This is a genomic window from Microseira sp. BLCC-F43, from assembly GCF_041929235.1.
In the GTDB taxonomy this organism is placed as follows: domain Bacteria; phylum Cyanobacteriota; class Cyanobacteriia; order Cyanobacteriales; family Aerosakkonemataceae; genus Microseira.
The window spans coordinates 75,793-95,568 of the sequence record NZ_JBHFNP010000168.1 but is presented as its reverse complement, the minus strand read 5'-3'; the positions used below and the strand labels follow the sequence as shown (position 1 = coordinate 95,568).

The 19,776-nt window shown below is 44.4% G+C and carries 22 protein-coding genes; 11 read left to right on the top strand and 11 right to left on the bottom strand.

The window, feature by feature from the left end:
• Positions 1 to 184 precede the first annotated feature (184 nt).
• Positions 185 to 2,494, bottom strand: a complete 2,310-nt coding sequence (locus tag ACE1CM_RS23690; protein ID WP_374880955.1) for a caspase family protein — start codon at positions 2,492 to 2,494, stop codon at positions 185 to 187.
• Positions 2,495 to 2,560: 66 nt separating this feature from the next.
• On the bottom strand, positions 2,561 to 3,739 hold the full coding sequence (gene sat, locus ACE1CM_RS23685) for a sulfate adenylyltransferase (RefSeq protein ID WP_374880953.1): 1,179 nt from the start codon (positions 3,737 to 3,739) through the stop codon (positions 2,561 to 2,563).
• Positions 3,740 to 3,952: 213 nt separating this feature from the next.
• Here sat and ACE1CM_RS23680 point away from each other — a divergent pair, with 213 nt between their 5' ends.
• Positions 3,953 to 4,177 carry a papain fold toxin domain-containing protein gene (locus ACE1CM_RS23680; protein ID WP_374880983.1) on the top strand — a complete coding sequence of 75 codons (225 nt, stop codon included), beginning with the start codon at positions 3,953 to 3,955 and terminating at the stop codon, positions 4,175 to 4,177.
• Here ACE1CM_RS23680 and ACE1CM_RS23675 read toward each other — a convergent pair.
• Positions 4,157 to 4,807, bottom strand: coding sequence for a hypothetical protein (locus ACE1CM_RS23675; protein WP_374880951.1), 651 nt, complete (start codon positions 4,805 to 4,807; stop codon positions 4,157 to 4,159). The two genes, ACE1CM_RS23680 and ACE1CM_RS23675, sit on opposite strands and share 21 nt — an antisense overlap.
• A 25-nt stretch (positions 4,808 to 4,832) precedes the next feature.
• Positions 4,833 to 5,906: a tRNA 2-thiouridine(34) synthase MnmA gene (gene mnmA, locus ACE1CM_RS23670; protein ID WP_374880949.1), complete on the bottom strand. Its 1,074-nt coding sequence runs from the start codon at positions 5,904 to 5,906 to the stop codon at positions 4,833 to 4,835.
• A 114-nt stretch (positions 5,907 to 6,020) separates the two neighbouring features.
• Here mnmA and ACE1CM_RS23665 point away from each other — a divergent pair, with 114 nt between their 5' ends.
• The 4 genes from ACE1CM_RS23665 to ACE1CM_RS23650 all read left to right on the top strand — a co-directional run bounded on the left by ACE1CM_RS23665 (position 6,021) and on the right by ACE1CM_RS23650 (position 10,751).
• Entirely contained in the window at positions 6,021 to 7,154 is a 1,134-nt protein-coding gene (locus tag ACE1CM_RS23665) for a hypothetical protein (protein ID WP_374880947.1), read from the top strand.
• A 62-nt stretch (positions 7,155 to 7,216) separates the two neighbouring features.
• Positions 7,217 to 8,809 (top strand): NAD(P)H-hydrate dehydratase, encoded by a 1,593-nt coding sequence (locus tag ACE1CM_RS23660; protein ID WP_374880945.1) that lies wholly within the window; start codon positions 7,217 to 7,219, stop codon positions 8,807 to 8,809.
• 18 nt (positions 8,810 to 8,827) lie between these two features.
• The gene (locus tag ACE1CM_RS23655) at positions 8,828 to 9,439 is read left to right on the top strand and encodes a Uma2 family endonuclease (protein WP_374880943.1); all 612 of its coding nucleotides are present in this window, start codon (positions 8,828 to 8,830) and stop codon (positions 9,437 to 9,439) included.
• A gap of 292 nt (positions 9,440 to 9,731) precedes the next feature.
• Complete coding sequence (locus ACE1CM_RS23650) at positions 9,732 to 10,751, top strand: hypothetical protein (RefSeq protein ID WP_374880941.1); 1,020 nt, start codon at positions 9,732 to 9,734, stop codon at positions 10,749 to 10,751.
• A gap of 227 nt (positions 10,752 to 10,978) precedes the next feature.
• Here the strand turns inward: ACE1CM_RS23650 and ACE1CM_RS23645 are convergent, their stop codons facing one another.
• The 3 genes from ACE1CM_RS23645 to ACE1CM_RS23635 all read right to left on the bottom strand — a co-directional run bounded on the left by ACE1CM_RS23645 (position 10,979) and on the right by ACE1CM_RS23635 (position 12,980).
• Positions 10,979 to 11,116 (bottom strand): hypothetical protein, encoded by a 138-nt coding sequence (locus ACE1CM_RS23645; RefSeq protein WP_374880939.1) that lies wholly within the window; start codon positions 11,114 to 11,116, stop codon positions 10,979 to 10,981.
• 106 nt (positions 11,117 to 11,222) lie between these two features.
• On the bottom strand, positions 11,223 to 11,447 hold the full coding sequence (locus tag ACE1CM_RS23640; RefSeq protein ID WP_374880938.1) for a hypothetical protein: 225 nt from the start codon (positions 11,445 to 11,447) through the stop codon (positions 11,223 to 11,225).
• Positions 11,448 to 11,621: 174 nt separating this feature from the next.
• Complete coding sequence (locus ACE1CM_RS23635; RefSeq protein ID WP_374880936.1) at positions 11,622 to 12,980, bottom strand: NAD(P)/FAD-dependent oxidoreductase; 1,359 nt, start codon at positions 12,978 to 12,980, stop codon at positions 11,622 to 11,624.
• A gap of 354 nt (positions 12,981 to 13,334) precedes the next feature.
• Here ACE1CM_RS23635 and ACE1CM_RS23630 point away from each other — a divergent pair, with 354 nt between their 5' ends.
• Complete coding sequence (locus ACE1CM_RS23630; RefSeq protein WP_374880934.1) at positions 13,335 to 13,577, top strand: acetyltransferase; 243 nt, start codon at positions 13,335 to 13,337, stop codon at positions 13,575 to 13,577.
• A 122-nt stretch (positions 13,578 to 13,699) separates the two neighbouring features.
• Here the strand turns inward: ACE1CM_RS23630 and ACE1CM_RS23625 are convergent, their stop codons facing one another.
• Positions 13,700 to 13,966 carry a hypothetical protein gene (locus ACE1CM_RS23625; protein WP_374880933.1) on the bottom strand — a complete coding sequence of 89 codons (267 nt, stop codon included), beginning with the start codon at positions 13,964 to 13,966 and terminating at the stop codon, positions 13,700 to 13,702.
• 125 nt (positions 13,967 to 14,091) lie between these two features.
• Here ACE1CM_RS23625 and ACE1CM_RS23620 point away from each other — a divergent pair, with 125 nt between their 5' ends.
• From ACE1CM_RS23620 to ACE1CM_RS23605, 4 genes are all read left to right on the top strand, one after another.
• On the top strand, positions 14,092 to 14,244 hold the full coding sequence (locus ACE1CM_RS23620; protein ID WP_374880931.1) for a hypothetical protein: 153 nt from the start codon (positions 14,092 to 14,094) through the stop codon (positions 14,242 to 14,244).
• A gap of 332 nt (positions 14,245 to 14,576) precedes the next feature.
• Positions 14,577 to 15,191 (top strand): Uma2 family endonuclease, encoded by a 615-nt coding sequence (locus ACE1CM_RS23615; protein WP_374880981.1) that lies wholly within the window; start codon positions 14,577 to 14,579, stop codon positions 15,189 to 15,191.
• A 160-nt stretch (positions 15,192 to 15,351) separates the two neighbouring features.
• On the top strand, positions 15,352 to 15,759 hold the full coding sequence (locus ACE1CM_RS23610; RefSeq protein ID WP_374880929.1) for a hypothetical protein: 408 nt from the start codon (positions 15,352 to 15,354) through the stop codon (positions 15,757 to 15,759).
• Complete coding sequence (locus ACE1CM_RS23605) at positions 15,749 to 16,180, top strand: HNH endonuclease (RefSeq protein ID WP_374880927.1); 432 nt, start codon at positions 15,749 to 15,751, stop codon at positions 16,178 to 16,180. The genes ACE1CM_RS23610 and ACE1CM_RS23605 overlap by 11 nt, the downstream gene beginning before the upstream one ends.
• Positions 16,181 to 16,318: 138 nt before the next feature.
• Here the strand turns inward: ACE1CM_RS23605 and ACE1CM_RS23600 are convergent, their stop codons facing one another.
• On the bottom strand, positions 16,319 to 17,443 hold the full coding sequence (locus ACE1CM_RS23600) for a GTPase family protein (protein ID WP_374880925.1): 1,125 nt from the start codon (positions 17,441 to 17,443) through the stop codon (positions 16,319 to 16,321).
• Positions 17,444 to 17,664: 221 nt separating this feature from the next.
• On the opposite strand from ACE1CM_RS23600, the gene ACE1CM_RS23595 reads away from it, so the two are divergent.
• Entirely contained in the window at positions 17,665 to 18,474 is an 810-nt protein-coding gene (locus tag ACE1CM_RS23595) for a pentapeptide repeat-containing protein (RefSeq protein WP_374880923.1), read from the top strand.
• A gap of 95 nt (positions 18,475 to 18,569) precedes the next feature.
• Here the strand turns inward: ACE1CM_RS23595 and ACE1CM_RS23590 are convergent, their stop codons facing one another.
• Together ACE1CM_RS23590 and ACE1CM_RS23585 are read right to left on the bottom strand one after the other, a co-directional pair.
• Positions 18,570 to 18,878, bottom strand: a complete 309-nt coding sequence (locus ACE1CM_RS23590; protein WP_374880921.1) for a type II toxin-antitoxin system Phd/YefM family antitoxin — start codon at positions 18,876 to 18,878, stop codon at positions 18,570 to 18,572.
• 110 nt (positions 18,879 to 18,988) lie between these two features.
• The gene (locus tag ACE1CM_RS23585; RefSeq protein WP_374880919.1) at positions 18,989 to 19,675 is read right to left on the bottom strand and encodes a Uma2 family endonuclease; all 687 of its coding nucleotides are present in this window, start codon (positions 19,673 to 19,675) and stop codon (positions 18,989 to 18,991) included.
• Positions 19,676 to 19,776 lie beyond the last annotated feature (101 nt).

Below are 19,776 nucleotides of genomic sequence, written 5' to 3'. Positions count from 1 at the left end.
AACGATATTACGCAAAAAACCCGGTTTATACGAAAAATCGTGCGTGTAGACTCGCGAGATTGATGCATCACCTTTGTTTTTGGCGCAGGGTGCGTAAGTCCTGTTGCCTAAATTAGGTTGGGTTGAGGTACGAAACCCAACCTACAGAATCTCCTATTACCAATTACCAATTACCCATTACCCATTACCCATTACCAACAACTTCATAAACAAAACTCAGCGTCGCCCAAGCATTGACATCGATCGCCCAACTATCAGAAGAAATACCTAATATCTCGGTTGTAACTGCGCTCGCTTGGTGCAAGTCTTGCCAAACGGCACGCGCAACTTCTAGAGGATTTAATAAGCGTGCAATTCGCCTTTGATCTCCTCGTGGATGATTCATGCTATCCAAAGCGGCGAGTGTTTGGGTAAAAGGCGCACGACTAAAAATCACGTGGGTTTCTGCTAGTCCAGAGGGTTCAGAAACAATCCATTTGAACGGATTGGAAATTTGGGGGATGGTAATAGATTCTCCGGGAAGAATTACCAGGTCAAAGCTGTTGGTTTTTTGGGGATATAATGCGATCGCACTCCCCCCACCATCGATTCCCAGCAACATCACGTAGACTGGGTGCAAGCTCTCGTTCTCCAGTCGGTACTGAATCTGGCTCCCCCTGGGAATCTTCAGTATACTTGGAGCGTTATTAACACTTGACAACACCGCGTTACTGGTATTTGTCCTCGATGCTCGGCGGGTAACTTTGTGCATTAACATCTGTTCCCCTTGAGCAACCCTTTGCAGCGTCGCCTTTACAGCTAAGCGAGAAGATGCTTCATTTCCACTCAAGCGCCATAACTTCGCCGCTAGTTGGGTTCGCAATTTAAGTGTCAATCGATACACTGCTGTTTTAATCGCTTCCCCTGGTTCCCCTGTAGTATTGGGAATCAGTTGTTTTCCTAAATTGAACAAACCATATTGAGGAATCGGAATCGATGAAACAGCAGTATTTTCAACTCGACCAAATAAACAATCTGCGGGTTGTTCTCCAGCGATGACCGACGAGAATTGAGGCAAGTTGGCAAACGCACTCGTCGCATCTACGCGCTCGATTCGCTCTAAACTGGCATCGAGGGCGACTGTTAAACCAATATTGCGGGGTAAAACTCGAATCGATTCTTGTACGAGTTGTCCTGGCTGTAGTTTATCCCCATCAGTAGAAAGAATTCGCGCCTTAGCTTTTAAACCTTCGCGAGAACGAATTTGTAAGATTGGTAAAGTCTGTTCGGTGTCTGCATCGGGCGGTGGGACTACAGTTAGAAGAGAATTAATCCCGTAGAATTCTACAATTGTGGCGGGGAGTCCTGCCAGCCACAATAATGCAGTTTTTCCACTATCTTCTAGCCCAATGACTGCACCCTCTGCACCTGTATTTAAATCGGGCAAAAGGTAATAAGTTTGGATTTGTTGTTCGCCGCGCGGACAGGTCAAGCTAGGTTGCTGTCGATCGCCTGCAACTTGTTTGACGGTGCTGGCAACTCGACTGATGCTGAGCTGAACCGTTGTCGCTTCTGTTACCTGCCATAAATGTTGGGTTAAGGCGTAGGTAAATAACCCGGCGCTGAAACCGTTCCTCTGCACTTCTGTGGCGATGTGGTTGGAGTCAGAAGCGGCTAAAAGTTGTCCGGGTTTATCAGTACCGAGTAATTTTTGAATCGGATTAGTTTTGAGTTGGCTAGCGAGTTCAGCTTGAAACTCGAGTTCCTTGGTGCTGAGTTGATTGCCTGGGAGGGTCGGGCGCGATCGCATCCGTAAATTACCCAGTAACGGTGGGATAAATCCCTTGAGGCTGGGGTCAGTGAAACTGGTATCTAAAATGGTGGCGATGCGATCGCTTTGGAGACTTCGCAACAACAACCACAGCGTCTCTTGTGCCAGCACGTTCACCCCAGAAGTATCTTTAGTTGAGAGCAACCCATCAACCCCAATCAAACAATTTTGGATTTTTGGTAATGGGTCATTGGTAATGGGTAATTGGGTTGTATCTGTTTGTGGGATAGGCGTATCTGTTTGTGGGATAGGCGTATCTCTTTGTGGGATAGGCATCTCTCTTTGTGGGATAGGCGTCTCGCCTGTCACCACCAGTTGGCTACCATAGCCGCTAAAGTGGAAAATTACCGCATCCCCCGGTTTAGCTTGTTTAACCAGATGCTCGATGAAAGCAGTTTCGATATTTTGTCGCGTCGCTTGTCCGTCGGTTAAAACGAGAACATCCTGCGCTTGGAAGCCAAACCGATAAATTAGCAGTTCCCGTTGCAGTTCTACATCGGTGACGCAACCCGCAAGCGCGGGCAATTGGGGGTACTGATTAATACCCACCAGTAGCGCCAACTTGCGGGAACTGGTTTGCGCTAACGCTTGGGAGTAGCGGGTAAAGCGCAATAACCCTGCCTCGCTAACACCCATAGCTGCTAGCACTAAACCAGCTCGTTGCAAAAAGGCTCGTCGCTTCATTGGATAAATCTGAGTTCTTTGTGAGCGTTACCCACTAAAATCTAGCAACTAACGACTAAAAGCAAGTTAAACCTCGGTGGGAACTCGCATAGCTCTTGCTAGTTCTGCCGCAACTTCAGGGCGGGAAAACTCTGGGGGCGGTAGTTCTCCCCGTCTGAGCATCTCGCGCACCTTCGTTCCCGACAAGTGTATCCGTTGTTCGGGGGTACTGGGACTCGTCTTCGTCGTCGCCATGCCTCCGGTAATCTTACAGTAGAAGGCGTGTTCAAACATCATCGGCACGATGCCCATTTCCCCTGGCTCAAATTCATCAAAAATGTATTGAGCGTCGTAAGTGCCGTAGTAGTCGCCCACGCCTGCATGGTCGCGTCCCACGATAAAGTGGGTGCAGCCGTAATTTTTGCGGACGATGGCGTGGAAAATTGCCTCCCGCGGGCCAGCATAGCGCATCGCCGAAGGATTAATCGCCAGAATTACCCGGTCTTTAGGATAGTAGTGTTCCAGAATAATCTCGTAGCACCGCATCCGCACATCTGCGGGAATATCATCATCCTTCGTCGCGCCCACCAACGGATGCAGGAATAACCCATCCACGGTTTCCATCGCCGCTTTTTGGATATATTCGTGCGCTCTGTGAATAGGATTGCGCGTTTGGAAGCCGACAATCGTTTTCCATCCCTTTTCTTTAAACATCCGCCGCGACTCAATTGGGTCGATTTGATATTTGGGAAACTGGGGATGGGGGTCCCGTTCCAGCAGCCAAACTGGTCCGGCTAAATTCATCGACCCTTGGTTATAAACCACTTCCACGCCTGGATGCTTGATATCGTCGGTGCGGTAGACATTCACCGCTTCGTGAGCTTTGTTGTAACGATATTTTTGGGTTAATTCTAAAACCCCCACAAATCGCCCATTCGGGTCGTCCAAACGTACCCAGCTGCCTTCTTTTAACGGTTCTGCCACTGCTTCCGCTACCGACAGGGTAACCGGAATTGACCAAGGCAGACCATTGATCAGGCGCATATCGGTGACGACTTGCTCGTAGTCTGGTTTCTCCATAAAGCCATGCAGCGGACTAAAACCGCCAATGGCAATCATCACCAAGTCAGAAAACGCCCTCTCGTCGAGTTGGACGCGGGGCAGGAAATTCGCTTGCGCGAGAAATTCTTGCTTTTCTTGCGGGGTAGCAATGCGATTAATTAAGTGACCGCCGTGAGGGGGGATGCCGTCTAGATGCTGACTCAAAGTGTTTCCTTCTTCTGCGAATAGCGACTGATAGAACGGGTTAACCGCTGATATAAGCTGGCAGCGGTGTAGGTGGGTGGTTTAATTTAACCAACTTTTGATTTTACACTGCTGGTTAAGCTAGATGGAAGACTATACTAAAATGTCTCTTGATTCTCACTAGAGGTGAATATTATTCAAATTCGCGTTCAACAATTTTTCCTAATCAGATAAATTTCCAGTGGCTTTGCTAATTTTTACTGTGTCGAATGCGAGCAAGCAAGCGAGCATTACTTGGTAATTCAAGGCATTCGAGGCAAGCGGATAAAACTCTATACGGGAGCGGCAATTAAACCAAATAAGTACATCTGGAGACGATGTTATCGATTTTTAATATGTTGTCTGAATTCATTCAAACAATTCAAATTATCAAACTCTCTATTTTGTCTCTTCGATTAAATGAGCTAAGATTCCCACAATCCCCTCTACAGGTTGAAGAGGATATTCATTCAAATCAATCGTGACTGTATTTCCTTCCAACTGCAAAAACTTCCACAAGCTGCCAGTTGTTACCGCACCATAAAGAGGAGAAATTTTATTTCCTTGCTGTTCGTTGAACCGTGAAGCGGCTATAAGTTCGGCTATACATTGAGGAATACCTCCATTTAAATTCTCATTTTTCGCTTCTACAATGATAGCAACGGGAGCTTCTATAAACAGTTGTTCTGAAGAGCGGCTGATTAAAAAATCTATTCTACCGTTGAGTCCAAGGCTGGCATCTACAGTAAAATCATTGCCTGAAAATATACTAATACTTCCATTAAACAAGTTTTTTAACCCTAATAGCAAGGGGGCTACAATCAGTTCTGAACGAGCTTTTTCAGTATTAATTGCTAATGCTAATGGGATAGTTTGAGCGAGGAAAGATATCAACCAAGGCTCCGGATTGCGAGATGTATAAGTGCTAAATACCCCTGTGACTTCAACGAATGAAAGTTGAAATTTATTTTTGATTTCGCTGAAATTAAAATCACTGTATGACATTTTTTTATAGATCGCTTCAGCATTGAATAAAAAAGAGGCCAACAATTATTGAGCCTCTTTTTTCGCCTATTTAATTTTGCCGTTCGATAATTCCCCCACCTAACAAGATATCCCCGTCGTACCAAACAGCAGCTTGTCCGGGTGTAATGCTTAACTGGGGTTCGTCAAACACCAGTTTAACTCTTGTGGGATGGGCATCTTGCCCGTCCATCAAAGGAATCACGGTAACGGGTGCAGGCGTCGTGCGATACCGGATTTGGACTTCGGCGCGAATCGGTGTAGTCGGGGGTGCAATCGAGACCCAGTTGACGCGAGAGACGGTGCATTCGGGTTGAGTGAGATGGGTGCGATCGCCCACCACTACCCTATTATTCACCGCATCGATCCCAATCACGTACAAAGCTTCCGCCGCCGCAATCCCCAGCCCCCGGCGCTGTCCAATCGTGTAATGATGGACACCATCGTGCTGACCCAATACGCGCCCTTCTCTGTCCACAATATCGCCCTTTTTCGCAGCTAAATACTTATCCAAAAACTCGCGCATTGAACCATTAGCTTCTACCAAACACAAGTCCATACTTTCTGGTTTATCGGCAGTCTTCAAGCCAAATTCTGCGGCAATTTTCCGCGTTTCGGTTTTGTGCATTTCTCCTAGTGGAAATACAGAAGCTCCCAGTAAATCTTGTGTCAAATCGTACAAGAAATAAGACTGGTCTTTACTTTGATCCACCGCCCGTAGCAATTGATAGCGACCAGTGTCGGAATTGTAACTAATTCGGGCATAGTGACCCGTAGCAATTTTAGCGATACCTAATTGTTCGCGGGCATATTTTACCATCGGGCCAAACTTCACCGTCTTGTTACACTGGGAACAAGGCAGGGGCGTAATGCCGTCGCTGTATCCGGCGACGAGATAGTCTATGATATGGGCTTGAAACACATCGCGGCTATCGACGATGTGATGGGGGATACCCAACTGTTCGCAAATAAACGCAGCATCTACCATACCTTCAGAGCAGCATTGACCTTTCCCCTTCATCAGCCAAAGGGTTAAACCGACAACTTCGTATCCTTGATTATGGAGAATGGCGGCTGCTACTGAACTGTCAACGCCACCAGAAAGGCCAACAACTACTCTGTTCATAGCATTGAAATCGACTCGAACTAAACATCCATAGAACTAACTTTTTCTAAGTTAACACTTTGAGATAAATCTTGGATGGTTGTGGAAGCTTTTGAAAGTGCAAACTCTTGAGAGATGTCTTATAGTACACTGACTGTAAAATTTGCGTCAAACTGGGTAAAATTTGAGGATGAGGAAGGAATGGACATGAGAAGACATTCGACGTATGTGAAGAAACCCGGTTTCTTGAAGAAACCGGGTTTCTGGGGAGGTTTACTGTTAGGGGGTACTATAGCGATCGCTTCCCCCACCACCCTCGCCAAGTCAGTCCCGCCAACGGCGGTCAAACGCGACTACCCAGAAGCGGCGCGAAGGCGAGGCGATATTGACGGCTATCTAGTTTATGTGGATCGTTATAGTCGCAACTTATTAGAAGCGGTTCAACGAATAGAAAGATCGGCAACGCGGGTACGCTTTAAAGGAAGAGATGTTATTCAATTAGCCATATACAGAAGCCGTTCAACCGCAGAAAATAGAATTCGAGATCTAGAACGTCGAGGCATTATTGCTGACATTGCTACGGTTGATACGAGGCGTTATGCGCGTCAGTTTTTTGTCTACGTCATTAGCAGCGATCCGCGCGTTTTAAGAGAAGTGCGGGAAGTTGATTCCAATGCTTTTTATGTAAGGTACCGGGGAAGAACTGTGATTCGCGCCGGAATATTTGACAGCGAAGATAGGGCGCTGAGATTAGCAAGGAGACTGCGCGATCGCCGCCTTATCCCTCGTGTCGATATCATTGAATTTGAAGAAAGTTGGGCTAGGTTTGAAGCTGTAGGCGATGACCAAGACGACGCCCTTTCGCGTCGAAGGGGAGACGCTCTCTTGCACCCTTCTCAAGAGCGAAGCACTTGGTCACAATCCCCCTCATTTATTCGTGGAGAATCCCCTGGCGCCTACCATGGGGTGTCCCCGCGTCACCCTATCCCCGCGTCACCGCGTCCTCTTCAACCGCCCCTTGCTTCAGTTAACGATGATTACTATGCAGTAGTCATTCCATGCAGCGAAGAAGAACTACCCGCAGTTGAAGCACAAGTAAGGCAAATGGCACCCGATTTTGGCAGTCAAGAAGGTATTTCCAGACGCAACGAAGCGGATGGATCGTATGTCATGGTAGGGCCATTCCGTAACCGCGAAACCGCCGAAAACTGGCATCGCTATTTACAGGACTTTGGCATGGAAAATGCACAAATTTATTATAGTAGGTAATGGCGTTACTAGGCAGAGCCCTGGTCACGAGGGTAATGGGTAATGGGGAGAAAGGGGGAAAAATGAAAGGGGTGCATAATTCAAATAACAATTACCAATCCAAAATCGCTCAATTTGTAGTCACCGCTGAACAAATGCACCAAATTGAAGAGCGGGTATTTGTTGCGGGAATGCCCGTTGCAGCTTTAATGGAAAAAGTAGCAGGATTAATTGCTCGCAGAATTCAGGAAATCTATCCATTAAAGGGCAGCGATAACCAATTACCAATCAGCAATTACCAATCTTTAAATATTGGCATTTTAGTAGGTCCCGGTCATAATGGTGGCGATGCTTTAGTTGTGGCACGTGAATTGCATTGTCAAGGCTATAAAGTTGCGATTTATCTTGCTTTTCCCAAACTCAAAGAATTAACATCCCAGCACGCAAGATATGCACGCAGTCTCACCATTCCATTTTTTGACCAAATTGAACCGCTGCAAGATTGCGATATCATTATTGATGGGTTATTTGGATTTGGGTTAGAAAAACCGCTTTCCGACTCGGTTGCAGATGCCATAAACAAGTTAAATTCATGGTCTAAACCAATCATCAGCATCGATATTCCTTCCGGTTTGCATACTGATACAGGAGAAGTATTGGGAACCGCAGTTCGCGCAACTCGGACTTTGTGTTTGGGGTTGTGGAAACCGGCATTTCTGCAAGACCAAGCTTTGGAATATATCGGCAAAGCAGAATTAATTGGTTTTGATATACCTTTAGCAGATATTGCGGCAGTATTGGGCGCAACGCCCAAAATTCAGCGCGTGACGAAAGCAAATGCTTACGCTAATTTGCCCTTAGTTCGTCCGCCAGTGACGCATAAATATAAACAAGGACATTTACTCTTAATTTGCGGTTCTCGTCGCTATGCTGGGGGAGCAATTTTAACCGGATTGGGTGCAAGGGGAAGCGGTGTCGGAATGCTTTCAATTGCCGTACCAGCATCGTTAAAACCGCTGTTGGTATCCCATTTACCCGAAGCTTTGATAATAGATTGTCCCGAAACAGAAACGGGCGCGATCGCTTCGCTTCCAGATGGGATAAACTTGGACTCTTATAGCGCCATCGCCTGTGGTCCAGGTTTAACTACTGATGCTACTCCAGTTGTGCAAAGTGTTTTGGAAAGCGATCGCACTTTAGTATTAGACGCCGATGGTTTAAATATCCTCGCCCAATTAGAACTATCCCCGCGAGAAGCACCTACAATTCTCACACCTCATGCTGGCGAATTCAAACGTTTATTTCCCGATATTGCCGCTCCGACCAAAGATAGAATAGAAGCAGTTTCCCTGGCCTCCCAACAAAGCAATGCAGTGGTATTGTTGAAGGGAGCTAGGACTGCAATCGCCAATCCTTCCGGTTCTATATATATTATCCCCGAAAGCACTCCCGCCCTTGCCCGTGGCGGTAGCGGCGATGTGTTAACTGGAATACTCGGTGGACTGCTAGCGCAAGCATCCTCCCCACAAATGTCAATAGCAGAAATAGTCGCAACAGGCGCATGGTGGCACGCTCAAGCCGGAATTTTAGCAGCAAAAGAACGCACTGAATTAGGCGTTGATGCCTTTACCTTGACGCAATATTTAATACCCGTGTTGCAAGATTTTAAATCGTAATTGATTCCAAAAAGCATTATGATTCAAACCCTAAACAATCCAAGCAATCCCATCCCAGAACAACGTTTTACTTGGCGCGGTTTGCAATGGCATCAATTTAAAGCAATTCAAGCTGCCTTTGAAGGCGTACCGGGGGTGCGTTTATTTTATTGTGAAGGAGTTTTAGAAATAGTGGGAATTAGCAAACCTCATGAAGCAACTAAGTGTCTGATTGCTGCATTACTAATAACTTATTTCGAGGTCAAGGAAATTGAATTTTTTCCCAGCGGTAGTTATAGCCAAATAGTTGAGGGTTCTGTTGAGTACCAGTCAGACTTATCTTACTGCTTCGACACCGATAAACCTGTGCCAGATTTATGCGTGGAAATTGTCATTACCAGCGGCAGTCCGATTAAGCTGAGAAAATATCAATTAATGAAAGTGCCTGAACTATGGTTTTGGCAAGATGGCACGCTTGAAGTTTATCATTTACGAGAACAAGACTATGAGCGAATTTCTAGCAGTGAGGTACTACCCGATCTAGATTTAGATCTACTGACTCGCTGCACTATGTTTGCCTCTCCATTGGAAGCAGTTAAAGAATTTCGCAAAGGTATCAGTGCTTTGAACGAGTCATATGATGTCCGTTGAATTGCCCATAATAAAAAAACCTCACCTCGTCGTTGCGTAGGGACTAAGGCTAAAGAGATTTATCGGACAAACAGATCAGGTTAATAATGCCGTGTCCCGGCTTCCGATTATGGGTAATCGACCGAACATGATATCATAACCTGAAATTGACCAATTGAGAAACCGGGTTTTTCTAAAAAACCCGGTTTCTGACCCTAGGTGTAATTGACAAAAAATACATAGTGTAGTATAATAAGTAAAACACTCATAACCAGAGGCGAAAAATGAACCACCTGGACTTTTAAAACCGGACTTGACGAACCCGGTAAATGGCATTCATGCTATAAATCTCATCGTCTATAAAATAGCCGAGTCTCTTCAAGCATCCGGTTATCCAGAAGTAACTATATGGCGATCGCATCCCGTTACCACCGTCGCCAATAACTTCGACAAGCTTTATTTCCCCCCAGAGAGTTTGTCGCGAAGTCACAAATACACCCGCTACCTCGACGACGGTAGGTTACTCAGAACCCACACTACCGCGATTATTCCAGACTTACTCACCCACATCATCAAAGGGGAACAAATAATTGTGCATCCCGGTATCTGCTATCGGCGGGATGTAGTGGATTTTCGCCACGTAGGGGAACCTCATCAAATGGATGTATGGTGGATAAGCGATACCCAGCACCTGGCGAGGGAAGATTTAATCAAACTCATCCAAACTATTCTCGATGCAATTCTTCCAGGCGTATCCTACCGCCTCAACGAAACATCGCACCCTTATACCCGCAACGGTGTAGAAATTGAGGTGTTAGTAAATGGAAATTGGATCGAAGTGGGAGAAGGTGGCGAAGCGCATCCCGGTTTATTACAACCAGGATATACGGGATTGGCGACGGGTTGGGGATTAGATCGTTTGGCGATGTTAGTTAAAGGAATGGATGATATTCGCCTGCTGCGAAGCACCCATCCTAAAATTGCCATCCAGATGACTAATTTAGAACCTTATTATCCCGTATCAAATCAGCCCAAAATTAGTCGAGATATGTCGATTGTGACTCGACTCGATACCGAGTTGGAAGATATTTGCGAAAAAATTGTCGAGGCGTTGGGAGAAGATGCCGAACTGTTAGAATCTGTCGAGATATTGAGCGAAACTCACTACAATCAACTCCCGCAACCAGCGATTCAACGTTTGGGGATTCAACCAAATCAAAAGAATTTGCTAGTGCGGATGACTTTGCAGAGTTTGCACGCATCGATTGCGAATCAGCAAGCGAATTTACTGCGTGAGTTGGTTTACAACAAAATTCATCTTGGTTTCAAGTAGGGGCGGGTTTTACCAGTTACTTTTGATGCCTTGCGAATTGTATTGATAAACCCGCCCCCTGCTAAGATGGATTATATCCAGTCCGGTAGTAGAGACGTTACATGTAACGTCTCTACTCCTATGGTTAATGGTGTTGTAGGGGCGGGTTTTACCAGACATATTTGATCAATAGCGAATTGTATTGATAAACCCGCAAGGGCGCGATGACGATGCCAGCGGACATGATATTAATTATCAATCAAATCGTCCCGACCGATGCCAAGAGAACGCAACATTGCTTTAATATCGACAACATCTATACCGCAATAGTAGTATCGCTTGTGCCTTAAATTTGCGAGATAAAAGCCAGTCTGACCCCCTTTCATACGAAACATCTCATATCATGTCCGGTCGATTACCCATAATCAGACGCCGGGACACGGCATTATTAAAGATATCTGTTTGTCCGAAATATCTCTTTAGCCTTAGTCCCTACGCAACGACGAGGTGAGGTTTTTTTATTATGGGCAATTCAACGGACATCATATCATTCACAATCTGCTGCTTTGAAATGCCATACAACAACTCTAAATCTTGAAAATCAACCGCTATCGGCAGCAAGTTGTAGAACAGAGTCGTTTTTTTGAAGAACCAGCGACCTTCGCGGCACTCTACAATACGGTAATAGTCTGGAACGATTAATCGTAGATCGTGCATTGATTATATTAACGCGATCGATCGCGCCACGTGCTTGATGACAGAAACCCGGTTTCTCGCAGAAACCGGGTTTCTCAATTGATGCATTTCAGTCGGTTTTAACCGAATTGTAGAGACGTTACATGTAACGTCTCTACAATAATCCGGAAATTGATTTCCTGGCGGATTGGGATGCTACACTTCAACCGTTGACTTACTTTTATCTGGCACGTAATAATCGCCGTTAACATCAACTGCAACAATTCCCATCGACTCGTTACCAGTAATCAAACGCGCGCCGCGTTTGCGGGTGAAATAGTTCCAACCCCACTGAATCATTACTACCAATTTGTTGTCAAATTCAATCAGGTAGTAAATATGGATAAATACCCAAAACAACCAAGCTAATAAACCTGTAAATCGCACGTAACCCAAATCTACTACCGCCGCATTGCGCCCGATGACTGCTAAGCTACCAAAGTCAAGATAGCGGAAGGGCGGTGCTGGTTTACCTGCCAATCTTTGTTCGATCAATTTAGCGACATATTCCCCTTCTTGCATTGCTACAGGTGCAACGCCTGGTAAGGGTTTCCCGTCTTGAGAAAGATTAGCCAAATCGCCAATTACAAAAATATTAGAATGTCCTGCTATGCTTAAGTCTGGTTCGACTATGACGCGCCCTACTCGGTCGAGTTCTACACCCGTGCGTTGGTTTAAAACTTTGCTCATGGGCGATGCTTTGACCCCTGCTGCCCATAATATCGTTCGCGCCGGAATTTGTTCGATTTGTTCGCCTTGCTTCACGGTAATTACGTGATTTTCAATGTTGGTAACTAGCGCCTTTGTTAGCACCGTTACGCCCAATTTTTTGAGCGATGCTGCGGCTTTGGCGGATAATTCTGGTTTGTAAGGTGGCAGAATTCTATCCATGCCTTCTAGCAATAAAATTCTGGCTTCCGCCGTGTCGATGTTGCGGAAATCTTTTTTCAGGGTACTGTAGGCGAGTTCGGCGATCGCTCCCGCTAATTCTACACCCGTCGGCCCTCCTCCCACAATCGCAAATGTTAACCAAGCACGTCGTTTTTCCGGATCGGTTTCTTTTTCTGCTGCTTCAAACGCCAAGAAAATTCGCCGCCGCATTTCCAAGGCATTTTCTACTGTTTTTAATCCCGGTGCAACGGTTTCCCATTCGTCTTTGCCAAAGTAGTGATGGCTCACACCCGTCGCTACAATTAATGTATCGTAACTCACTTCTTCGCCCCGCAAGATGACTTTTTGAGCATCGGGATCGATGTCTGTTACTTCTCCTAGCAGCACTTTGGTATTTTTATTCTCGCTGAGGACGGAGCGCAGGGGCGAGGAAATATCCGCCGGAGATAATGTCCCCGTTGCAACTTGATACAGCAGCGGTTGAAATAAATGAAAGTTGCGTTTATCGATTAGCGTCACTTGCACTGGTGCGTTACCCAGTGCTTTAGCAGCATAAAGTCCGCCAAAACCACCGCCGATAATCACTACGTGGTGTGGAGACTGATTTTCTGCGCCATTTACCATAAGAGCGATTTCCTTCCTTCGATTGAGATTGCTTACAAGCTGATTTTTGTCAACCTGCGGGCAATGCTTCTTTACAGAATTTACTCTATCTTAATGTGCCTGCCAGAGAAGACAAGCGGCGACAGAAACCCGGTTTCTGCGTCGATCTCTCGTTACCAAACCGGCGATGTTTCAAAGAAACCGGGTTTCTTGGTCTGTCCTATGGATATAATGCCCGCGATCGCTCCCAAGCAATACATCAGACTCTATCCCCCCACGGGTGAGGTATGTACTTGACAAATATTAATGTTTTTGATATTAAAAATGTGCTATGTGACTAATAGGCTCAGCTATTAGTCATAAAGGAGAGATGGTATGTTTCTCAAACACTTTCGCAGTGGCGACTTGGTAGAAGTGCTGACAGTGGATGCTCTTTATAACCCTTGCACGAACGAGATTATAGGGCGATACCACGCGGGAGAAGAACTGCAAGACCCAGAAACCTTCCTGAAGTCAGAGTTAATTTTTACCTCTGGTGAAGCCCTACCAATTTGCTGGCTAGATTCACATTATCAAGAACGCAGTCATCGATCTGTAGCCGCGATCGCAATTGGATAGAAAATCGACATTCCCCACTTGGGAGAAGAAGACACGGCGACATAGGGACGCGGGGACGCGGGGACGCTTTTAATTTTTCCACAACTCTTTCCGCGTCACCGCTTCTCGCTTTCTACTCACGTTCAAACATACCGCCGCTGTTGCAAAACCTTGACTTTTGTCGTACCAAGAAAGGGTGAATCGGAGAAAACTTCTGACTTCGCTGTTTCGGGGACGGAAGTAAGTCTAGGCGGAAACTCGGTTGCCATTTTTTTAGCTTTATCTTTAATCGATTTTAGTATTAGGCGCACCACCCAAGGAGACAGTTCGGGGTTATTATCTATTTCTGAGATTAGAGCTTCCAGATCGTTGATAATAGCTACTGTTGATAGGTTGGTATCGGTTGTCATAAAATTGATGCTCCTTGTTTGCTGCTTTTGGTTAGCGAATTTCCTGCTATGTTTTTAGATTAAAAAAACCCGCTCAACCTGGGGACGCTGTTTGTGTCACTGGTTAATGTGACCTCTGTTAGCAGGTGTCCGCTGTCCCCATCGATGTGACACCGAGTGCTAGAGTTCTCTCGCAGCAAGAGTTATGGGGTGTGCGATCGCACACCAATCCCACACCCCGCGAGTGGACAATCTGCCAACTGGCACAATCTTCCAACCAAAGACATCCGCAAGCATAGCGTTGGAGCATTGAATTAAAATTCACAGCCAGAAGTAGAGACGTTACATGTAACGTCTCTATAAGTCTGTTTAAACTCAGATCTTGCACCATTTGCAACTGGAGGCAGAGCCTCTAGATTCTCGTTCCCAGGTTCAACCTGGGAACGAGGGTTTGGAGGCTCCGCCTCCGGATTATTGAGAATGGTGCAAGATCTCAATTTAAACTGACTCAAAAACCGAGCATATTAATATTTAAACCAGTTTTAACTGGTTTAAGCTTTAAGCTTGAATTTTAATTCAAAGCTTCTTTTATTGCTACAATATAAGCTCAAATAACCTAATTTGGTATAAGATAATGACAACAACAGAAATTCGTCCAAACCCGATAGAAAATAAAGAACAGCGCTACTACTCTCCAAAAGAATATCTGGAACTAGAAACAGCAGCAGAATCCAAAAGCGAATATTACAAGGGTCAGATAATTCCTATGCCAGGTGGAACACCGAATCACAATAAGATAGCAGGCAATTTTTATGCCGCGCTAAATTTCGCATTCAAAGGACAACCAGCACAGGTATTTATGAGCGATTTACGCTTGTGGATACCCCAGACGCGACTTTTCACTTATCCAGATGTGATGATAGTTTCGGGTGAGTTAGAGTATGCTGAAGGGCGTAGAGATACGATTACCAATCCAGTAGCGATCGCCGAAGTTTTATCAGACTCCACCGAAGACTATGACCGAGGTAAAAAATTCAAACTTTATCGTTCTATTCCTAGCTTGAGGGAATATATTCTGATTGCTCAATCGGAAATGCAAGTAGAACAATTTTCCAAAACCGATGATAACAAATGGATACTCTCGGAGTATGAAGGAGAAAATGCAGTGCTAGCATTAACTTCCTTGCCATTTCAAATTGCGTTAGGCGATATTTACGATAAAGTTGAGTTCGAGTCTCAGGAGTGAAATGGTATTTGTTTTTGATGACTTTGAAGCGATCGCACAACAAAACCCTTTGCCAAAGCAAGCGGAGAATGTTGCTAAGTGAGTTGTGCGATCGCAAAGAATGTCCTACTGTTCCCTGACGCCGCTAGAATAGAATGAGGATGAACTAGCGAGGTGTAATATGACAACACCAACAGAACTTCGCCAAAGAGCAATTGAGTTAGTCGATCAATTGCCAAAAGAAATGTTATTTGAAGCCGTTGACTTACTTGAATCTTTGTGCTTAAAGGCTAATCAAGCAGGAGATGAAAAACCATCAATCTCTGAAGAAAGTGCATTACTGCAAATCATTGGACGCCGACTACCCGCAGATGACCAAAAAAGACTGGATGATTTACGCGATCGCAATGAATGGGGTGAACTAAATCCAGCAGAATATAATGAATTATTAGCCTATGAAGAACGGGTAGAAAGTCTAAATGTGGAGCGAGTCAGAGCATTAATTGAACTGGCTAAAATTAGAAAGGTTGATTTGGCAACCTTGAACGGGGAGTTTAGATCAGAGGAAACAACATCGAATGACATCTGATCGAGTTACATCTGCTATTAAACAAGCTGTTTCAAAGAGAGCAAAAAATTATTGCGAGTATTGCCGGAGTCCAGGTGATTACTCTATCGATGGTCTTACAGTTGACCATATCAAACCCCGTCAAGCAGGTGGCGAAACCACATTAGACAATTTAGCTTGGGCTTGTTTTGGTTGTAACGGTCACAAGCATACCAAAACTGATGATGTCGATCCTGAAACAGGTGAAAAAGTGGCTCTGTTTAATCCCCGACAACAAGTTTGGACAGAGCATTTTGGCTGGAGTGATGACTTCACTGAAGTTATGGGAAAAACTCCTTGTGGCAGAGTTACAGTTAATGCACTTCGTTTGAACAGAACGGGTGTTGTTAATTTGCGTCGTCTATTGGCTATCGCTGGACTTCATCCCCCATCGGAAATATAGTATGCGATCGCATTCTATATTAGTATTTTATAGTCAGGCGATCGCACAACAAAACCCTTGGCAAAAGCAAGCGGAGAATGTTGGTAAGTGAATTGGGCGATCGCTTTTATGGCTCTGTGATTTTCCTCTACCTTTAAACTATTGTAAATTATCTAAATCCCCAGGAGATAGTATCTTAATTGAGGCGTATTTTTGAAACTCTTTCCTAAAAGTTTTCTTAATTAATTCCTCAATTTCCTGCATTCCAGACCCACTTAGGTCTTGTTCAGTTAACTTTTCAAAAACTGATGTATAAGTTAATCCCAGAGCTACTATGTAGCTGGCAGCTATTCCTCCTGAAACACCGCCTAATATTACACTACCACCAAAAGTCATACCAGCTATTAAGTCTGCAACACCAGTTGCGATATAAGTCAATATAGATGAAATTGTAAGACCACCAACTTCGTCTATAATTTCAACCCACTCAGCATAACCATAGAGAGCAGCAATCTTTGTACAAAGAACGGTTTGCGTTCCAATCGCCGCTACGGGAGTTGCTAATGGTATGGGAACAAATCCTGCTGCAAAGCATGAACTCGCTGCAACTTTTATATAGTTAATGGCTGTTTTTCTTTTGAGTTTTAGGTTAGCTTTTTGCTGAATAATCAACGCTTCTGTATAAAGCTCTGGCAGTAAATCAATTGTTTTATTGACTAATTCTTTTACACCAAAAGGTTCGCCAATAATCGGATTCGCTGAAATTTGAAGAATCGCTAATTTATCGAGCTTGTATTCCGATTGATAATTTTTAATTGTTTTTTCTATTTCATAAATTTCTACGGCTCGAGCGAGATCGGTTTGAGAGAGGATAACTATCAAAGGTAAACCTCTCTGTTTCAATGCTTGAATTATTTGGGCATCAAAATATTCAAACCTTTTTAAACCTGCATGAATCACATACCAAACCAGATGAATTTGCTTGTCTATAGGTTCAGATTTTTTTTGATCGAAAAATTCAAATACGTCATTTTTGAATTTTTCTTCTTTGGTCATCTCATAGCCTGCTGAGTCATAAATAACAACAGGGACTTTTCGATCGTCTTTGGGATATCGGATAAAAGCATCGCTGACTGGTAAACCCGTTCCAGTTTTAGCTAATTCTCCACCAAACACTGCGTTAATCAAGGTACTTTTTCCAGCCCCAGTTCGACCAATCACAGCTATATTAGGAGAAGCTAAATTCTCCATTACTTTTTCTAGCTCTTCTTTGAGTCTACCCATATTTATTCAGCCTTATTGCCATTCAAATATTTCTGCCTTTGAGGCAATTGTAGTAACTATGTATAAGTTTTGACAGGGTAAAAAGGTAATAAAAAAGTAATAAAAAAGTAATATTTGGTGGCTGCTGGGGTAAAATCTATGTCTGGTGAGAGATCCCATGTTCAAGGGATTCCGCCACGACCGACGCGGCTCAACATTCCACGACTGAGGAATTTTAACACATGACCGTTGACGAAGCACTGGAGCTTGTAGAAATTGTCCTAGACTATCAACACCTCAATAAAGTTCAAGAACTTGTGTTTCGCCAGTCTTGGGAAGGACGCTCTTATAAGGAAATTGCTAGAAGCTCCGAATATGAATATGATTCTATCAGAGTTGCTGGTGCTGAACTCTGGAAGCTGCTATCAATAGCATTTGACGAAAAGGTCAAGAAAGGTAATTTGCAATCAGTATTGAAGCGTTATTTGCGGCGAAATAAAGTGAATGTCCAGAAAAATATTACGATTGAAGTAAACCTTAGCGGGGCAAATATTAGTGGTGCTAACCTAAGTGGGACTCGACTCGTAGCAAATATTGAAACAGACTTTTGTCAAGCAGATAAGCAGAAAGTAGTCATGCTTGATGATAAGGCTGAACTAGAGGAAGAAAGCATAGATGGTGAAGAAGGACATAATCAAGGAATTAAGTCTAACTCTGAAGAACAAATCTATCACTGGAATGGTTTCCATTTTCGCTCAGATGCACAAATAAAAATTGCCGAAGCACTCGATCGCGCAGGTGTTCTGTTTTTCCCTAATTCCAAGGCAAGGATTACAACAACTGAAGGCAGAGAAAATCAAGAACCTGACTTTCTCATCTTCCACAATGGCAAGTGGGGTATTCTTGAGGTTGATGGTGAGGTAGATGAGGAACGCGATCGCATCCTCCAATCCCACGGTATCCCCATCATCCAGCACTACGACTCCACCTCTTGCCGCGAACAACCAGATCTCGTTGTGCAAGAGTTTTTGGACATGTTGAGTCAGGTATGAGGAAAAACTTGCGATCGCACAAAACCCGCTCCTATTCTCTCACTTCTATTCGGGATAACTTGGTGCTGTTAAAATCCTAACTTAGCCTTTAATTGTTATAAACTAATCGTTTCTCCCGCATCTGCTTGTCGAATGCCTTCTCGCAACTGTGCCATAAATTCTCGCTCGGCAATAATATCGATGGTTTCCAATAGACTTCGGCAATAACTCTTGTGGGATAGGCGTCTCGCCTGTCCTTGAGTTTGTTTTTTGGAGAGGTCTAATAAAGATTCAAATTGTTCCAAACTCATGGCGACCATCACGGGTTTGCCATCTTGAGTAATAATAGCTGGTTCAGCTACCAATTCATTCGGCAAGTCGGGTAACTGTTGTTGTGCTTCTTCGATAGTCAGGTACTTGGGCATATTTACAAGCGTGAGTGTATCTGTATTGAGTCTATCATTTACAGAAACCCGGTTTTTCTAAAAAACCGGGTTTCTTAGCCACGATATGCGTTCGCACCTTTTTTCCCTACCTACTCTGTCTTTAAATTAGTAATTTGTTGAGCAAACCACAAAGCAGCAGTGCCATTTGTTTCTTCTTTCAAACGGGACAAAGTTTGGGCTAATAAAGAAATGGGTAATCCCGACAGCGCTAAAGAAATAGTGCATTCTTTATACTCACCATTTTCCTGTAACTGAAACGCAAACACCCGTTGACCTCGGACATCAACTACCCAATATTCAGGAATTCCCAATTCAGCATACAGATGTTTCTTTTCATCCAAATCCGTTGCCAAACTTGTATCGGCTATTTCGCCAACTAAATTAGGAACTCGCCACCGATCTAAATCAATTCGGCGCGGTTCTCCTTCTTGCCACCGGGGATAGTCTTCGCCTAAATAAAGCACTAGATCGGGCGCACAGGCTTTAATTTGGGGTTTTTCGAGCAAACAACGCCCTAATGAACTGAAAATTTGACCTGGATTTTGACTAAACCAGATATAAAACAACATGGTAAACAGGTTGCAGATACTTCCGTGGTCGATGCCTTCTCCACTCAGATCAATTACTAAAAGAGACTTTTCATTAAAAAACAACCTCATTCTCTCATTAGTTGTATCGTCGCGATAGGCTATGTAATCTTCCCAAGTGGCAGGTTTCCAATGGTGTAAAGTTTCGACCCTATCTGGATGAATGACTTTAGGAATTGCAGCAGTCATGGCATTAATAAAAACTGGGGTTCGAACGCAATTTTAGCCTTTGTTGGGTTTCGTTCCACTTGCCCAACCTACGGAAGCAGCGAACGCACGCCATCTGTACA

What these genes read in the sequence shown, in the direction of transcription:
- ACE1CM_RS23690 (WP_374880955.1), bottom strand. Translation starts at nt 2,494, where the DNA reads ATGAAGCGACGAGCCTTTTTGCAACGAGCTGGTTTAGTGCTAGCAGCT.
- mnmA (WP_374880949.1), bottom strand. Translation starts at nt 5,906, where the DNA reads ATGAACAGAGTAGTTGTTGGCCTTTCTGGTGGCGTTGACAGTTCAGTA.
- ACE1CM_RS23665 (WP_374880947.1), top strand. Translation starts at nt 6,021, where the DNA reads ATGTCTTATAGTACACTGACTGTAAAATTTGCGTCAAACTGGGTAAAA.
- ACE1CM_RS23660 (WP_374880945.1), top strand. Translation starts at nt 7,217, where the DNA reads ATGAAAGGGGTGCATAATTCAAATAACAATTACCAATCCAAAATCGCT.
- ACE1CM_RS23655 (WP_374880943.1), top strand. Translation starts at nt 8,828, where the DNA reads ATGATTCAAACCCTAAACAATCCAAGCAATCCCATCCCAGAACAACGT.
- ACE1CM_RS23645 (WP_374880939.1), bottom strand. Translation starts at nt 11,116, where the DNA reads ATGAAAGGGGGTCAGACTGGCTTTTATCTCGCAAATTTAAGGCACAAG.
- ACE1CM_RS23640 (WP_374880938.1), bottom strand. Translation starts at nt 11,447, where the DNA reads ATGCACGATCTACGATTAATCGTTCCAGACTATTACCGTATTGTAGAG.
- ACE1CM_RS23635 (WP_374880936.1), bottom strand. Translation starts at nt 12,980, where the DNA reads ATGGTAAATGGCGCAGAAAATCAGTCTCCACACCACGTAGTGATTATC.
- ACE1CM_RS23630 (WP_374880934.1), top strand. Translation starts at nt 13,335, where the DNA reads ATGTTTCTCAAACACTTTCGCAGTGGCGACTTGGTAGAAGTGCTGACA.
- ACE1CM_RS23625 (WP_374880933.1), bottom strand. Translation starts at nt 13,966, where the DNA reads ATGACAACCGATACCAACCTATCAACAGTAGCTATTATCAACGATCTG.
- ACE1CM_RS23610 (WP_374880929.1), top strand. Translation starts at nt 15,352, where the DNA reads ATGACAACACCAACAGAACTTCGCCAAAGAGCAATTGAGTTAGTCGAT.
- ACE1CM_RS23605 (WP_374880927.1), top strand. Translation starts at nt 15,749, where the DNA reads ATGACATCTGATCGAGTTACATCTGCTATTAAACAAGCTGTTTCAAAG.
- ACE1CM_RS23600 (WP_374880925.1), bottom strand. Translation starts at nt 17,443, where the DNA reads ATGGGTAGACTCAAAGAAGAGCTAGAAAAAGTAATGGAGAATTTAGCT.
- ACE1CM_RS23595 (WP_374880923.1), top strand. Translation starts at nt 17,665, where the DNA reads ATGACCGTTGACGAAGCACTGGAGCTTGTAGAAATTGTCCTAGACTAT.
- ACE1CM_RS23590 (WP_374880921.1), bottom strand. Translation starts at nt 18,878, where the DNA reads ATGCCCAAGTACCTGACTATCGAAGAAGCACAACAACAGTTACCCGAC.
- ACE1CM_RS23585 (WP_374880919.1), bottom strand. Translation starts at nt 19,675, where the DNA reads ATGACTGCTGCAATTCCTAAAGTCATTCATCCAGATAGGGTCGAAACT.